This window comes from Kribbella pittospori (genome assembly GCF_004331465.1).
GTDB classification, from domain to species: Bacteria; Actinomycetota; Actinomycetes; order Propionibacteriales; family Kribbellaceae; genus Kribbella; species Kribbella pittospori.
Genome location: NZ_SJKB01000001.1, coordinates 513,080 through 528,094, shown reverse-complemented (window position 1 = coordinate 528,094; position 15,015 = coordinate 513,080). Strand labels below are relative to the sequence as shown.

Sequence of the window (15,015 nt, the reverse complement as noted above, 5' to 3'; positions counted from 1 at the left end):
TGAGGTTGGCCAGGTGTCAGTCGTCCCAGAAGAGGTGGGCGACGGTGTTGTGGGCGCGGCGCGTGATGCGGAGGTAGTCGTCGGAGAAGCGGCTGGACTCGCCGGGCGGATAGCCGCAGATCTGGGCGACCGACGAGAGGTCGCGGGGATCGCGGGGCAACGAGTCGCCGGGCCGGCCGCGGACGAGCATGATCGCGTTCCGGATCCGGGTCGCCAGCTCCCACGCCTCGCGCAGAGTGGCCGCCTCGGCCGCTTCCACCAGGCCTGCGTCCACCGCGACGCGCAGTGCGCCGAGAGTGCGCGTCGTACGGAGCTCTGGCAGGCGGTGTGCTTCGCGAAGCTGCAACAGCTGCACGGTCCACTCGATGTCGGCCAGGCCGCCGCGGCCGAGCTTGGTGTGCGTGCTCGGGTCGGCACCACGCGGCAGGCGTTCCGCATCGACGCGTGCCTTGATCCGGCGGATCTCCATCACGTCGCGCTCGCTGACCCCATCGGCCGGGTAGCGCAGCGGGTCGATCAGCTCGCGGAACGACGCGCACAGCTCGGGGTCGCCGCACAGCGGGTCGGCCCGCAGCAGCGCCTGCGCCTCCCACACCGCCGACCAGCGCGCGTAGTACGAGGCGTACGACGCCAGCGTCCGGACCAACGGTCCTTGACGGCCCTCGGGACGCAGGTCTGCGTCGATCGCGACCGCGGGATCCGCGCCCGGCAACGCGAGCAACCGGCGCAGCTCGGTCGCCGCCTGGGTCGCGAAGTCGGTCGCTGCCCTCTCGTCCGCACCCGGCAGCGGGTCGTGGACGAACATCACGTCGGCGTCGCTGCCGTACCCAAGCTCGTGACCACCGAAGCGGCCCATCGCCACGATCGACATCCGGGTCGGCTCGGGCTCGCCCTTCGCCACCGCACGCTTGGCCACCTCTAGTGCGGTGGTCAGTGTGCCCACCGCGATCGCGGTCAGGCCCTCCCCGACCGTCTCGACGTCGAGCAGACCGGACAGGTCGGCCGCGGCGGTCCGGAAGAGTTCACGGCGCCGGACCGCGCGGATCGCGGCCACTGCCGCCTCGGGTTGCTCCTGGCGGCCGGCGGCTGCGGACATCTCGACCAGCAGTGCCTCTTGGGAGCGCGGGACGAGCTCGCGCTCGTCGGCGAGCATCGCGGTCGCCTCCGGCGCACGCTGCAGCAGGTCGACGGCGTACCGGCCGCTGGCGAGCAGGTGCGCGAGGCGCTCGGCCGACGCGCCCTCGTCGCGGAGCTGACGCAGGTACCAGGGGGTCGACCCGAGGGTGTCCGAGATCGTCCGGAACGCGAGCAGGCCGGCGTCCGGGTCGGGCGACTCCGCGAACCAGCCGAGCATGGCCGGCAGGAGCGCCTTCTGGATCGACGACCGCCGCGACACCCCACCGGACAGTGCCTCGATGTGTCGCAGCGCCGAGGCGGGATCGGCGTACCCGAGGGCGGTCAGGCGTTGCTTCGCGGCCTCCGGGGTCAGGCGGACCTCGACGCCGGGGATGCGGGCGACTGCGGCGAGCAGCGGTCGGTAGAACAGCTTCTCGTGCAGCCGCCGAACCTCGAGCGCGTGCTTCTTCCAGGCCGCGGTCAGGTCGCTCACCGGGTTCTTGGTGAAGCCGAGTGAGCGGCCGAGGCGGCGGAGATCGGCCTCGTCGTCAGGGACCTGGTGAGTACGACGCAAGCGGTACAGCTGGATGCGGTGCTCCATCGACCGGAGGAAGCGGTACGCGTCCGCGAGGACGGCGCCGTTGGTGCGCCCGACGTACCCGTTGGCAGTCAGCGACTCGAGCGCAACCAGCGTTGTACCGCTGCGGACCGCTTCGTCACTCCGGCCATGGACGAGTTGCAGAAGCTGTACGGCGAACTCCACGTCGCGCAAACCGCCGGGGCCGAGCTTCAGTTGGCGGTCGACGTCGGCCGCCGGGATGTGGTCGATGACGCGCCGGCGCATGGCCTGGACGTCGTCGACGAAGCCTTCGCGGTCGGCAGCGGACCAGACCAGCTCGGCGGTCTTCTCGGCGTACTGCTCGCCGAGCTTGGCGTCACCGGCGACCGGGCGCGCCTTGAGCAGGGCCTGGAACTCCCAGGTCTTCGCCCACCGCTGGTAATAGGCGAGGTGACTGTCGAGGGTGCGAACCAGCGGCCCGGACTTGCCTTCGGGGCGGAGGGCGGCGTCGACCGGCCAGAGGGTGCCCTCGCCGGTGTGCTCCGAGCAGATCCGCATCGCCGCGGCGGCCAGGTTGGTCGCGGTCTTGAGGGCCGGGACTTCGGGGTCTCCGTCATGCGGTTCGGCGACGAAGAGGACGTCGACGTCGCTGACGTAGTTGAGTTCGCGGCCGCCACACTTGCCCATGGCAATGATCGCGAGGCGGCAGTCGGCGGCGCCGGGGTGGGCGGCGAAGTACTCGTTGCGGGCGATGTGGAGCGCGGTCTCCAGCGCTCCCCCGGCGAGGTCGGCCAGTACGGCGGCGACCTCGTCGACCAGCAGCCCTTCAGCGAGGTCGCGGGCGGCGAGCCGGAGCAGCAGACGCCGGTATTCGATCCGCAACGCGTCGACCGGGTTGGGTGCGTCGACAGCCGTGGCGAGCCTGGCGCGGACGTCGTCAGGTGTCGGACGTACGGCGGCCAGCGCAGGATCGGCCAAGTCGTACCAGTGCCGTGGGTGTACTTCGAGATGGCGACCGAATGCCTCACTCGCGCCGAGCACGAAGACGAGCCGGCGGCGGAAGTCGTCGTCCATCTCCAGCGTGCGGGTGAACGCGGCGACGTCGTACTCGTGCCGGCGCAGCGCCTCCACCATCCCGCAGAGTCCCCGCAGGGCGAGGTCCGGATCCGCACACTCCGACAGCGTGTTGATCAACTGCGCGGTGGCGATCGGGCTGTGCGAGTCCAGCGCGTCCAGTTGCTCCAGCATCACCCCGGCCCGCTGCGGATCCCCGAAGCCCAGCCGAACCAGCCGGCCTTCCCAGGAACCCCTCCGAGCCTCAGCCACCCCAGCAGGCTACCCGTGCCCCTGGGCGCGGGAACCGGGCACCTCGTTTGGATACCAAGTGTGTTGCAGTGAATACACGGTGTCGTGTAGCGGATTCGGGCTGTAGTCGGCATGATGGCTGTTCATGGTCATGATGACGGGGTCGCTCGCCGTGCGAGGCACTGTGGTTTGGTTGACGCCTCGGCAGGGTGGGCGGGTGTCCGGGCCGCCCGATCCGGACTACGACTACGACTACACAGCCACCGCGTACGTGCCACCGCGCACCGCGGAGGACGGGCAAGCGGGGATCGCCCTGCGGCGGTTCGCACCGGGCGCCTGGCGTACGCCGGCGGAGGGGATCCTCGTCCCGTCCAAGGGCAACCGCGCCCAGCAGGTGATCCCGGGCTGCATCGTCGTGATCACCGAAGGGACCCGCCCGGTCGGTCTGCTCACGGTGGAAGAGGTCCAGGTGCTCGCACCGGACGGCACCCAGGTGACCTCGTCCGCCGAGCCCGCACCGCTCCCGGACCTCAATCTGACCGCGCCGGCTTCGCCGGCCGATCCGCCGTACCGGCACTCGACCGCCGCGGCCCGCTGGACGACGACCTCGGAGCACGCCTCCGACCAGGCGCCGCTCCACGTCGCCGAGCTCTGAACACACTCTGTCGAAATCCGACGGGCTGCCGGTGCTCGGCCGGATCGCGGCCTCGCCCCAGCAGCCCGTACGGATCATCGATGTTCTGGCCGGCTGATCAGAACGCGAACTGGTTCAGTACGGCGAACTTGTCCGTCACACCCTCGTTCGAGACCGCCACCACCCGCCGGGTGATCGTGTGCGATCCCCCGGCCGGCAGGTCGAGCTTGAACTTGCTCATCGTCCAGATCGCCTGCGAGTACCCGGTGAAGGCCCCGCTGTCCGCGCCGTACACCAGCCCGTAGGTCTGGTTGTCCGGCCCGGTCCCGGACTGCCCGATCCAGCGCTTCACGTCCGGCGTCTGCGCGAACGGTCCGCCACTGGTCACCGGCGCGCTGCCCGACACCGCCGAGCGCGAACCCGTGCCATCGTGGTCGAGCGCGTCACCGGCCCACACCGTCAGCGGCGCACCCGTGGTGTTGGTGATGGTCGTCGCGGCGGTGACGAACTGCTCGTCGGCCGTCGCGGTGTACGTCGTGACCACCTTCAGGTTCGGGTTCTCCGAGGAGGTCCCGGTGGCCTGGACGACCGCCTTCTCGCCGGTGTTCTCGACGACGCGTACGTCGGCCGACCGCACCTGCAACTGCTGCCACGCGCTGCCGCCGGTGGGTTCGGCGGTGCTGACGTACGGCAGGTTGATCCAGTCCAGCTGGTCCGGCTGCCCGGTGATCGCCATGTCGACGACCTTGCCCGGGGTGGACGGGCTCATCTGCGAGTCCTGGAACACCTTCGAGATCGCCATCGCCAGGTGCTTGTTCTCGATCACGATGTCACCGACGCCGCCCTCGACCAGACCGCTCGGGAGCCGCTTGCCGATACTCGCGTCGACGTTGACCGGGGACACCTCCAGATCCGCGTGGTAGGTGCCGCTGTCGCCGGCCTCGACCTGCTTGGCCGCGGTCGCGAAGCCCAGCTGCGCGACCTGGATGGTGTACGTCCCGGCACCCTGCGAGAGCCCGAGCTGGTAGTTGCCCTCAGCATCGGTCGTGGTGCGGCCGACCGCCGTACCGTCCTGGACGACCAGCACGGTGCTGTTCGCGGCAGGACCGCCGGTGACCTTGTTGGTCACCTTGCCGGACACGACCGGCCACGGCTTGGCCGTCGTACCACCCGGGGTGAAGGCGTACAGGTTGCCGTCGAACGCACCGGCGACCACGGTGTTGCCGCTGACCGCCGGACCCGCCGACACCCACGTGCCGATGTCCTGCGACCACATCGGCTGGCCCGTCCGCGCGTCCAGCGCGTAGAACCCACCGCTGTTGGCGCCGACGAACAGCGTGTTCCCCGACAGCGCCGGCGAGGTGAACGAGCCACCCCGGTACTGCGATCCCGGCAGCAACTGGTCCCAGATCACGGCACCCGTGGTCGCGTTCAGAGCGGTGATCGCACCACTCGGGAAGGACATGTAGACCGTGTTGCCCTTGACCGCTGCCGCGGACGGAGTCGCGCCGCTGCTCACCAGCGACGGGTGCGAACTGCGGTAGCTCCACAGCACCGCGCCGGTCGCACCGTCGCGCGCCACGATCCCGTTGTTCGACCCGATGAACACCTTGCCGTCGGCCGCGGACGGGATGCCGTCCTGCCAACCGCCGAGGCTCTCCGTGCCCTGCCACAGCTTCGCACCGGTCTTCAGGTCGTACGCGATGACACGGTCGGCGGTCTCGTTGCCGACGTACACCCGCCCGTCGGAGACAGCCGGTGTGCCGTCGCTCATCGTTGCGCCGCTCATCGGTGCGGCCCAGACCCGCTGACCCGTCTTGGCGTCGAGGGCCAGGAGCAGACCAGTGGCCGCCTCGCCGAAGCGCGTCTGGTACGGGAACAACACCTTGCCGTCGGCAACCGTCACGCCGTAGTACCCGTAGGTGCGCTGGTTGTTGCCTTCCGGCGCCGGTCCGGGGTCGTTCTTCCACTTCAGTGCGCCGGTCTTGGCGTCCAGCGCGAACAGCGTGCCGCGCAGGGTCGGGACATAGACGAGACCATCGGAGACGGCCACGCTGCCGTGCACCGAGGACGGCACGGTGTAGCTCCACAGCTTCTTGCCAGTGGCCAGCGAGACCGCGTGGACGGCCGCGTTGCCGTCGCCGTTCTCGTCCCGCGTGCCGGCGTACACGACACCGTCGACGATCGCGGGCGAACCGGTCAGGAAGGTGCCCTTGGTCCGGTAGGACCAGGCCAGCCGCTGACCTGCGGCGATCGCGTCGGTGGCGACCCCGTTGTGCGAGGCGTCGCCGTGGTGCTGCGACCAGTTGGCTCCGGCGACCGGCTGGATCGCCTTCTCGTTGGTGAACGTGAAGTCCGAGGTCCGGGTCCACGTCGCCCCGGTCTTGTCGGCCGCTTGCACCGTGAGTTGGTGCTTGCCGGCCTTGATGCCGTTCGGCAGGGCGGAGTACCAGGTGAACTCACCGGTCGAGCTGAGTGGCCGCCACGAGCCCTTGTCGAGCTTGAAGCGGACGCGGACCGGCTGGTCGGTGGTGTCGTAGGCGTTGACCTGGATTCCCGGGAACCCGTTCAGCGGGATCGCCGTACCGGGCGCCGGCGAGACGATCGTCAGGTCCTTGTCCGCGCCGTAGATCCGGAACGGGTTGTCGAAGGCCTTGTTGTCCATGTGCACGAACCGGAACCCGCGCGGCGAGTTGTCGATCGTGTACGAGCTGGACACCGTCTGGATGTGCTTCGCGGTGCCGGCGAAGTCGCTCTTCGGCTCCACGTCGTTGGAGTGCTCGTGCCCGACCAGGATCAGCTCGGCGCCGTACTGCTCCAGCACCTTGCCGTACTCGTCGTACACCGACGGCGAACCGAACGGCACGTTCATCGGCTGGTGGGTCAGGACGACGAGGTGCTTGCCCTTCGTCATGTTCCGGGCGAGGTCGGCCTTGACCCACTCGAGCTGCTCGGCGAACGGTGCGGCCCCGTTGTTCTCCAGGACCAGGAAGTGCCGGTCGCTGTAGTCGAACGAGTACCACTCCGGGCCGACGTGCTTGCGGTAGTTGTTGATCCGGGCCGCGTACGTCGCCCCCGCGGCGTACTCGTGGTTACCGACCGCCGGCCACACCGGAACCTTCGAGTTCGCCGTGCTCTTCTTGTAGAACTCGAACTCGGAGTCGGTCGCGCTGTTGGTCAGGTCGCCACTGACCTGGATGAACGCGAGCTTCTGCTGCGTGGAGTTGATCTCGGTGATCTGCTCGGGCAGCTGCGCGTTGACGTGCGGGTCGGCCACGTTGGCGAAGGTGAACCCGCCGGCCGCGGACGCCTTGTCCTTGCGGAGGCCGAAGTTGACCTCCTGGCCGGCGCCGTCGGCCAGCTGACCGAGGCTGCGGAAGAACTTCGGGGTCATGTTGTCGTCGGTGCCGACCGAGTACCCGGCCGGCTGGGTGACGAAGACCAGGTCGACGTCACGGCGCTCGACGTCGGTCTTGAAGGTGTAGTGACCCTGGGCATCGGTCACGACACTCTGCTGACCGTCCGACACGCTGACGCCGGCGAGACCGGCCTCACCCGCGTCGATGCGGTCGTCGGAGTCACGGTCCTCGAAGACCGTGCCGGTGATGGTGGCGCTGGGACCGTCGACTGCGTCAGCGACGACCCCGGTCAGCGGTACGCCGATCACCATCACGGCCAGTCCGGCGGTGACGCCGTACAGGAGTTTGTGCCACCTCGTTGTGGCAGTGGGCTGATCGCTCGACCTGCGGGACAGGCGGATCATGCGAAGAGGAACCTTTCTACGAACCAGAAGAGGCCGAAGGCGGCGACGACCCCTGTCGCCGAACGGACCACCGGAACCGAGAGCCGGGTCCGGCGGATCAACAGGACCAGCGGGAACACGGCGAGCAGCAGCAACGCCTGACCCGCCTCGATGCCGATGTTGAAGCTCAGCAGCGAGACGAGCAGTTCCGGACTGACCTGATCGGTGATCCGCAACGACCCGGCGAAGCCGAGCCCGTGCAGAAGACCGAAACCGAAGACCACCGGGAGCCGGTGGCGGGTGGAGCCGAGCAGGTTCTCGACCGCGACGAACGCGATCGAGAGCGCGATCAGCGGCTCGACGATGACCGGCGGCACGGACAGGCCGCCGAGCAGGGTGGAGATCAGCGTGACGCTGTGCGCCACAGTGAACATCGAGATCACCTGCACGAGACTGCGCAGGTTCACGGCGCCGAGGATCAGGGCGACCACGAACAGGACGTGGTCGAGACCGGTCAGGATGTGCTCGACGCCCATCTTCCCGAACTGCAGACTCGACGTGGCGAGCGTGTTGTCCCCGACGGTGAAGTCGTGGTGGGAGCGGTCGAACACGGTGCGGCCGGAGCCACTGTCGAAGGTGTACTCGACCAGGTTGGTGTGGTCGTCGGCGACCGCATCGGACATGGCGAAGACGCTGTACTGCATGCTGAACGCGCCGGAGGATCCCGGGCACTCGAACACGAGCCCAAGGTCGGCGTACGCCTTGGTGGCGCGCTGGCCGACCGACGTCGTCTCCAGCGACTGCTCACATGCAGCGCCGTCGACGGCGACGACCATCCGGTCGTGCAGGTACGCCGCGATGCGGTCCTTGGCGGTGTCCAGCGCTTGCGCCCGCTGCCCGTCGTCCGTGGTCGGTGCGCCGAGGTCGACGGCCCGCGCGAGTACGTCGTACTCGAGGCTCAGCAGATACGTGACCCGATTGCCGTCCTGATGCACGGTCGAATACCCCGTCGAAGCGATCACATGAGCCGAGGCCGCCGAGGCTCCCGTGAAGAACAACAGGACCAGCAGTCCGATACCCACCAGCAGTCGCCGCATGAGACCCGATCCCACGCGACCCCGGCGACCACCAGATGACCACTCAGGAAACTATCTACCGCCACAACGCGGCAAATCGCCGCTCCCTCACGCCCGCCACAGCTCGTGGCGCACCTGTGCACCACCCCGACCGCGGTGCACGTGACCACACCCACCCATCAACGGACGCCAGCGCACCAGTCACCCGCGCGACGGAGGAGTGTCTGCGTAGCACGCGTGGGAGCGAACTACAGGACTGGTAGGAGCTTGTTGAGTTCGAAGGGGGTTACCTGGCGGCGGTAGTCCAGCCACTCGGCGCGCTTGTTGCGGAGGAAGAAGTCGAAGACGTGCTCGCCGAGAGTTTCGGCGACCAGTTCGCTGTCCTCCATCGCGCTGATCGCCTCGGCCAGGGAACTCGGCAGCGGCTTGATGCCGAGAGCCTTGCGTTCGCGCGGCGTCAGCGCCCAGATGTCGTCCTCGACCTCGCGCGGCAGTTCGTACCCCTCCTCGATGCCCTTCAGCCCAGCGGCCAGCATCAGCGCGAATGCGAGGTACGGGTTCGCCGCCGAGTCCAGCGACCGGAACTCGACCCGCGAGGACTGCCCCTTGTGCGGCTTGTACATCGGCACCCGGACCAGCGCGGAGCGGTTGTTGTGCCCCCAGGAGATGAACGACGGCGCCTCGTCACCGACCGCGAGCCGCTTGTACGAGTTCACCCACTGGTTCGTCACCGCGGTGATCTCGGCCGCGTGGTGCAGCAGCCCGGCGATGAACGCGCGCCCGGTCTTGGACAGCTGGTACTGCGCTCCGCCCTCGAAGAACGCGTTCCGGTCACCCTCGAACAGCGACATGTGGGTGTGCATCCCGGACCCGGGCTGGTCGCTCAGCGGCTTCGGCATGAACGACGCGTAGATCCCCTGGGTGAGCGCGACCTCCTTCACCACCACCCGGAAGGTCATGATGTTGTCGGCGGTCGACAGCGCGTCGGCGTACCGCAGGTCGATCTCCTGCTGACCAGGCCCGCCCTCGTGGTGGCTGAACTCGACCGAGATGCCCATCGACTCGAGCATCGTGATCGCCTCGCGGCGGAAGTCGTTCCCGATCCCTTGCGGCGTGTGGTCGAAGTACCCGGACGAGTCGACCGGCTCGGGATGCGTCCCGGGCGCGCCGGTGAGCGACTTGAACAGGTAGAACTCGATCTCGGGGTGGGTGTAGAAGGTGAACCCCAGGTCCGCCGCCTTGGAAAGCGTCCGCTTGAGCACATGCCGCGGATCGGCGAACGACGCGGACCCGTCCGGCATGTTGATGTCGCAGAACATCCGCGCGGTGCCCATCGTCTCGCCGCGCCAGGGCAGGATCTGGAACGTCGACGGATCCGGCTTGGCCAGCATGTCCGCCTCGGTCACCCGCGCGAACCCCTCGATCGCGGACCCGTCGAACCCGATTCCCTCGGCGAACGCGCCCTCCAGCTCGGCCGGCGCCACCGCCACGGACTTCAGGAACCCGAGCACGTCGGTGAACCAGAGCCGCACGAAGCGTACGTCGCGCTCCTCCAGCGCGCGCAGCACGAACTCCTGCTGCTTGTCCATCGGTCCACCTCTCACGGCATCGGTCGGTTCTCACACAGTGTGCCCCGGCTCTGTTAAGCAGACGTTACGTGCTGCCGGGGACATCGGCAGCGCCAGGGCCTACCGTGTCTGTCGTGCAAACGATCTTCGGTGCCGGGTACCAGGTGGCGCTGATCGTGGCAGCGGCGCTCTGCGCCAGCGACCTGCTGCTCAGTACGGCGCGATTCGTCCAGACACTCCGGCGGAAGCGCACCGCCGAGCAGGACGTCCTCGGACGGCGCTGGCTGCCCGTCCCGGAGCTCGGATTCGGCATGTTCGCGTTCTGCTGCCCCGGGCTGGTCACACTCGGGTTGACCCACCACAACGCCGACGACCTGCCGACCAAGGAGATCCTGCTCGCCGCCCTGGTCTTCGGGTACGCCGGAGCGGTGCTCTCCCGGGTTGTCCGGACGCCTGGCCCCGGCGGCCGACGATTCCGGCTACGCGCCGGCCTGCTCCTTGGCCTCCCGGCCATCTTCGGCCTGGTGTTCGGCCTCTCCGGCGTCGCTGTCTGACGCCCGCCGCCGCTGGAACCAGGGCACGATCCGCTCCATCGGCGCGAACGCGAGCCAGCAGACCACGGTCGGCAGGAAGTGGATCAGCAGGATCGCTGTGTTCGCCGCGTGGAACCCGAGGAAGAACAGGGCCCCGAGCAACTGCCACCGCCCCTTGAGCCACAGGATCACCGGCGAGAAGAACTCGGCCGTGATTCCGACCCACTGCATCACATGCAGCATCCACGGATGGTGCAGCAACCACTCTCCGACCGGGTGCGGACGCCGTACGATCGCCCACGTCAGTACGGCGCTCCCCGGCCAGGTCAGCGCCCATCCGGCACTCCGCAGTTTCGCTATCGCGGACAGGAAGTACGTCGCGATCACGGAGATCTGCACACACCGGATCGCCCATCCGGCCGATTCCGACCGCGTTTGATCGTTGTACGACACTCGTCCGCGGCGGCCGGCATTCACGGTCGGAAGGACCCACAATGCGATCACGAGCGCGAGGTGGTCGTGGTCGACCTTGCCGTCGCTCATCCCGATCAGCACCCACCACGTGAACGCCGGCGCCACGATCCAGCCGGCGATCCGCGGGAAGTAGTTCGACGCACCGACCAGGCAGGCCGCGATCAGGACGACGTACAGGGCGGTCGTGTTGAAGACCGTGGGCTTCGGGAGGTCGAACATGCGGGCCAAGAGCAACGGCTGGTAGAGCCCGGGATGCTCGCCCTTCAGCCGGGTGTCGCGGACGAAGGCGTGCATGTCGACGATGACGAACAGATAGAGGACGGTCCGCAGCCACGCGACCCGGGCGAGCGCGATGGCCGGGGTGAACCAGTTCGCGGCGCGGACGGCCACGGTGCGGGCACTCATCGGCGCACCTCCCAGGTGGCCAGGACCTCCGGTGCCGGCGGCCCGACGACCCGGCCCTTGACCAGTTGGGTGGTGTCGCGGATCAACTCGAGCTTCACGTACTTCGGCTTGTCCGGGTGTTTCTTCGCCCACCCGTCCGCGACCTGCTGCAGCAGCGACGGATCCTTGACGATCTCGCCGGTCCGCGCCTCGATCTCGGCCCGCGCGACGCCGGCGCCCTCGATGTTCAGCGGTACGTCGACCGTCGTACCGGCATCGGTCTGCGCGCTGATCCGGGTGTAGGTGATGGAGGCGTCGTCGGGCACCGACATCGCGTACTGCGACATCGGGCCGAACGGCCACGCATCGTCGCTGGCGCGCACCGACCCGTTGACCAGCAGGCCGATCCCGACCAGGGCGACGGCCACCCGTACGCCCTTGCCGACCCGCCCCAGCCGGACGTCCCCCGCCCGCTCCTGCCCATCAGTCACGACCGTCATTAGACCAGACCGGTTTCGGCGGCTCATTGGTAGGGAATTTTCCAGAGTATGACCGCCCCAGAAAACTTCCAACCTGCCCGGATGTCCCGGCGCACTGTCCTGCGCGGCGCTGCCGCCTCAGGGGTGCTGATCGGCGGCATCGCCCTCCCGACCACAGCAGCGCACGCCGCCCCCGCGCCGCGCTGCTACACGCGCACCGAATGGTCGGCGCGCCCACCGAAGTCCGCCACCCAAGTGATCGGCGCGCCCGACCACATCGTCATCCACCACAGCGCCAGCCCGAACGTCACCGACTACTCGCTGGCGGCGGCGTACGCCCAGTCGCACTGGATCCAGGACCTGCACATGCACACCAACGGCTGGATCGACTCCGGCCAGCAGCTCACGATCAGCCGCGGCGGCTATCTGATGGAGGGTCGCAGCAAATCGCTGTCCTCGATCCGGAACGGGCAGAACGTCCTCGGCGCCCAGACCGCCAACCAGAACAGCCACACGATCGGCATCGAGCACGAAGGCATCTATGTCAGCGCGAACGTGCCGACCGCCCTGTTCGACATGTCCGTCCTGACCTGCGCCTGGCTGTGTACGACGTACGGCCTCGATCCACATGCCGCGATCGTGGGGCACCGGGACTACAACTCGACCCAGTGCCCGGGTGACGTCTTCTACGCGAGGCTGCCTGAACTCCGCGACCGGGTGGCCGCGGTCCTCTTCGGCTGATAGGTCACCCTCCGGATCAGGATCTCGAACGGACCGCGGTAGTTGGCCCGCCGCATCCGCTCGGCCATCCACACGGTTGCCAGCCAAGTCGCGACGGCGAGCAGTGCTGTCGTTGTGGTGGAGAGCGTGCGAGACAGGTCCAGTAGGTACGGCGTGAAGACCACGGCCCACACCACCGACTGGGACAGATAGCAGGTCAGCGACCGCTGGCCGACGGCGGCGATCGCCAGGGTCATCCGGCCCTGGCGATCACCCAGCTTGAGCGCGATCAGAACCATCAGAGCGGCGTACCCGAAGCCGCCGAGGACGCCCGAAGCGTCGTGCAACGGACCGAGCCGGGTGAGTACGTCGTCGCTCGGCTGATCGATCACGCCGCCGACCACCAGCGACACCGGGAGGGCGCCGAGGACCGCGACAGTGAGACCGGCAACTGCCGTCGTACGCAGCAGAGTGAGGTGCTCAGCCGGCCGTTCGAGGATGCGCCGGCGGCCGGCCCACAGACCGACCAGGAACGGCGTGAGGAACCCGATCCAGCCGAGCAATGCGATGAACGGCTGCACGACAATCCGGTCTCCGAACTGCCCTAGGAAGTCCGGAGGAAGCATCGAGGGATCCGTGGCATCGGATGCAGTGGCCAGCGAGTCGTCACTCGGCAATGCGGTGAGGACAAAGACGAGCGCCGCGACGATCAACAGCCAGCGGTCCTTCCAGCGCAGCGCCCAAACGCCGAGGAAGAGGAGTACGCCGTACGCCGCGAGGATGTCACCGATGTACAGCAACATCGCATGTACGAAGCCGAGCACGATCAGGACGAGACTGCGGCGCCACAGCAATTTCCGGATCGGCCACCATTCCTTCCCGGATTCGCGTTGCCGCCGGACGATCTGCGCGACGCCGTACCCGAACAGGACGCCGAACATCGGGAACGCGCGGCCGTCGACAAAGGTCGACAACACCATCCCCACGACTCGGTCGGCACTCGAGCCGTCCATCGGGAAGCCGCCGAACACGCGCGTCCCATAGACGAAGTAGTGGGAATTCGCGAGCGCGATGAACAGCAACATGAAACCCCGCGCAAGATCGGGCCCCAGCGCCCGCTCCCCCAGCCCGGTGGGCCCACCTTGTTTCGTCATACCTCTGAGTGAACCGAGCCGCGGAGGCCTCGCCATCCACCCAAAGTTCCCGGGCTCGTGAACCTTGGTCGCTGTTTGATGAGCCGCATGTGCGACGACGTACTCCGCCGCTGGCAACGCGGCTGGTCGGCGGCGCGGGAGTGGACCGACTACGCCGAGGTCGACGGAGTCATCGTCGTCCGCATCGGCGAGCCGGACCGCCGGGTCGAATACCTCGCCACCGAACAGCACGCCACCACAGCAGCCCGGATGGCCCGGTCCGACGCCAACCCGGCCGGCAGCTCCTGGCTCAAGATCACCACCACCTCCCGTCCACGCGTGGCCGCCGTACTCCATCCGCTCGACCTCATTCGAACTGAGCGATTGTTGACAATCTCCTTGTCCGATCAGCCATCGAGTCAGGTGCCCTCGCCGTACGAGCTCGAAGTCACCGCGACGCCTGGCCTGATCAACGTCGAACTGCGGACCGACGGAGAGGTCGCCGCGAGCGGACGGATGGCGGTCCGCGGAGCCGATGCAGTTGCCGACGTCATCTACACCGTGCCGCCGCAGGGCCGTCGCGGTCTGGCCCGCGCCGTGATGTCCGCCCTGGCCGACGCCGCTCTCGACCAAGGCGCGACCACGGGTCTCCTCTCTGCCTCCCCCGAAGGCGTCCCGCTCTACGAATCCCTCAACTGGTCGCCGGTCGCTGACTTGGTTGTTGGGCGGACGCGGTTACCGTCGGTGGGATGAAGCAGGTCATCGTGTTCACCGGTCTGCCGGGGACCGGGAAGTCGACACTGGCCGAAGCACTTGCTGTCGAAGCAGCTACTCCGGTTTTCGCCGGCGATTGGTTGCTCGGGGCGCTCAAACCGCACGGCGTACTCGGCGGACTGAGCCGGCAGTCGTTTCTGGCGATGTACTACGACCTGCTGGAGACGTTGGTCCGCCGGCAACTGATGCTCGCGCAGTCGGCGATTGTCGACTGTCTGATTGACGACTCCGTGGCTGACCGATGGGAGAAGGTGGCGACGGAGTACGACGCACGACTGCGGTTGATCGAGTGCGTTTGTACGGACGAAGCCGAGCACCGGCTCCGGTTGGAGGGTCGGCGGCGTGGCATTCCCGGATGGCACGAGGTCGGGTGGGATCACGTGGATCGGATGCGGGTCGAGTACCCGGGGCTGACGCGTGAGCACCTCACCGTGGACGCGATGGATCCGGTCGAGCGCAACCTCCGGCTGGTCCGCGAGTACAGCGGACTCTCGCAAGAGCCGGGGTAACCAGTAATG

General features: G+C 68.2%; 12 protein-coding genes. 5 read left to right on the top strand and 7 right to left on the bottom strand.

From position 1 onward, the window contains the following. Nucleotides 1–16: 16 nt before the first annotated feature. Nucleotides 17–3,001 (bottom strand): bifunctional [glutamine synthetase] adenylyltransferase/[glutamine synthetase]-adenylyl-L-tyrosine phosphorylase, encoded by a 2,985-nt coding sequence (locus E0H73_RS02450; protein WP_131350537.1) that lies wholly within the window; start codon nucleotides 2,999–3,001, stop codon nucleotides 17–19. A gap of 163 nt (nucleotides 3,002–3,164) precedes the next feature. Between E0H73_RS02450 and E0H73_RS02445 the strand changes: the two genes are divergently transcribed. Beyond that, nucleotides 3,165–3,635: a hypothetical protein gene (locus tag E0H73_RS02445; protein ID WP_238163845.1), complete on the top strand. Its 471-nt coding sequence runs from the start codon at nucleotides 3,165–3,167 to the stop codon at nucleotides 3,633–3,635. 97 nt (nucleotides 3,636–3,732) lie between these two features. Here E0H73_RS02445 and E0H73_RS02440 read toward each other — a convergent pair whose 3' ends face one another. The 3 genes from E0H73_RS02440 to glnA form a co-directional block, all read right to left on the bottom strand. After that, entirely contained in the window at nucleotides 3,733–7,377 is a 3,645-nt protein-coding gene (locus E0H73_RS02440) for an outer membrane protein assembly factor BamB family protein (protein ID WP_131350533.1), read from the bottom strand. After that, on the bottom strand, nucleotides 7,374–8,453 hold the full coding sequence (locus E0H73_RS02435) for a HupE/UreJ family protein (RefSeq protein ID WP_131350531.1): 1,080 nt from the start codon (nucleotides 8,451–8,453) through the stop codon (nucleotides 7,374–7,376). The genes E0H73_RS02440 and E0H73_RS02435 overlap by 4 nt, the downstream gene beginning before the upstream one ends. Before the next feature lie 227 nt (nucleotides 8,454–8,680). Beyond that, entirely contained in the window at nucleotides 8,681–10,021 is a 1,341-nt protein-coding gene (gene glnA / locus E0H73_RS02430; RefSeq protein WP_131350529.1) for a type I glutamate--ammonia ligase, read from the bottom strand. A 113-nt stretch (nucleotides 10,022–10,134) separates the two neighbouring features. On the opposite strand from glnA, the gene E0H73_RS02425 reads away from it, so the two are divergent. Next, the gene (locus E0H73_RS02425; RefSeq protein ID WP_131350527.1) at nucleotides 10,135–10,554 is read left to right on the top strand and encodes a hypothetical protein; all 420 of its coding nucleotides are present in this window, start codon (nucleotides 10,135–10,137) and stop codon (nucleotides 10,552–10,554) included. On the opposite strand, the gene E0H73_RS02420 is transcribed toward E0H73_RS02425, so the two are convergent. Beyond that, nucleotides 10,480–11,412: an HTTM domain-containing protein gene (locus E0H73_RS02420; protein ID WP_131350525.1), complete on the bottom strand. Its 933-nt coding sequence runs from the start codon at nucleotides 11,410–11,412 to the stop codon at nucleotides 10,480–10,482. The two genes, E0H73_RS02425 and E0H73_RS02420, sit on opposite strands and share 75 nt — an antisense overlap. Beyond that, entirely contained in the window at nucleotides 11,409–11,891 is a 483-nt protein-coding gene (locus E0H73_RS02415) for a hypothetical protein (protein WP_238163762.1), read from the bottom strand. The genes E0H73_RS02420 and E0H73_RS02415 overlap by 4 nt, the downstream gene beginning before the upstream one ends. 81 nt (nucleotides 11,892–11,972) lie before the next feature. Here E0H73_RS02415 and E0H73_RS02410 point away from each other — a divergent pair, with 81 nt between their 5' ends. Then, entirely contained in the window at nucleotides 11,973–12,611 is a 639-nt protein-coding gene (locus E0H73_RS02410; RefSeq protein ID WP_165555467.1) for a peptidoglycan recognition protein family protein, read from the top strand. On the opposite strand, the gene E0H73_RS02405 is transcribed toward E0H73_RS02410, so the two are convergent. Then, a complete protein-coding gene (locus E0H73_RS02405; RefSeq protein ID WP_238163761.1) occupies nucleotides 12,557–13,744 on the bottom strand; it encodes a DUF418 domain-containing protein in 1,188 nt (395 codons plus the stop codon). The genes E0H73_RS02410 and E0H73_RS02405 overlap by 55 nt on opposite strands. 78 nt (nucleotides 13,745–13,822) lie before the next feature. Here E0H73_RS02405 and E0H73_RS02400 point away from each other — a divergent pair, with 78 nt between their 5' ends. Then, nucleotides 13,823–14,476 carry a GNAT family N-acetyltransferase gene (locus E0H73_RS02400; protein WP_131350517.1) on the top strand — a complete coding sequence of 218 codons (654 nt, stop codon included), beginning with the start codon at nucleotides 13,823–13,825 and terminating at the stop codon, nucleotides 14,474–14,476. Further along, a complete protein-coding gene (locus E0H73_RS02395; RefSeq protein ID WP_131350515.1) occupies nucleotides 14,473–15,006 on the top strand; it encodes a P-loop nucleotide/nucleoside kinase family protein in 534 nt (177 codons plus the stop codon). Before E0H73_RS02400 ends, E0H73_RS02395 begins: the two co-directional genes overlap by 4 nt. Nucleotides 15,007–15,015 lie beyond the last annotated feature (9 nt).

Coding starts and splice junctions, on each gene's coding strand:
- E0H73_RS02435 (WP_131350531.1), bottom strand. CDS start 8,453: ATGCGGCGACTGCTGGTGGGTATCGGACTGCTGGTCCTGTTGTTCTTC.
- E0H73_RS02405 (WP_238163761.1), bottom strand. CDS start 13,744: ATGACGAAACAAGGTGGGCCCACCGGGCTGGGGGAGCGGGCGCTGGGG.
- E0H73_RS02415 (WP_238163762.1), bottom strand. CDS start 11,891: ATGACGGTCGTGACTGATGGGCAGGAGCGGGCGGGGGACGTCCGGCTG.
- E0H73_RS02410 (WP_165555467.1), top strand. CDS start 11,973: ATGTCCCGGCGCACTGTCCTGCGCGGCGCTGCCGCCTCAGGGGTGCTG.
- E0H73_RS02420 (WP_131350525.1), bottom strand. CDS start 11,412: ATGAGTGCCCGCACCGTGGCCGTCCGCGCCGCGAACTGGTTCACCCCG.
- E0H73_RS02440 (WP_131350533.1), bottom strand. CDS start 7,377: ATGATCCGCCTGTCCCGCAGGTCGAGCGATCAGCCCACTGCCACAACG.
- glnA (WP_131350529.1), bottom strand. CDS start 10,021: ATGGACAAGCAGCAGGAGTTCGTGCTGCGCGCGCTGGAGGAGCGCGAC.
- E0H73_RS02395 (WP_131350515.1), top strand. CDS start 14,473: ATGAAGCAGGTCATCGTGTTCACCGGTCTGCCGGGGACCGGGAAGTCG.
- E0H73_RS02400 (WP_131350517.1), top strand. CDS start 13,823: ATGAGCCGCATGTGCGACGACGTACTCCGCCGCTGGCAACGCGGCTGG.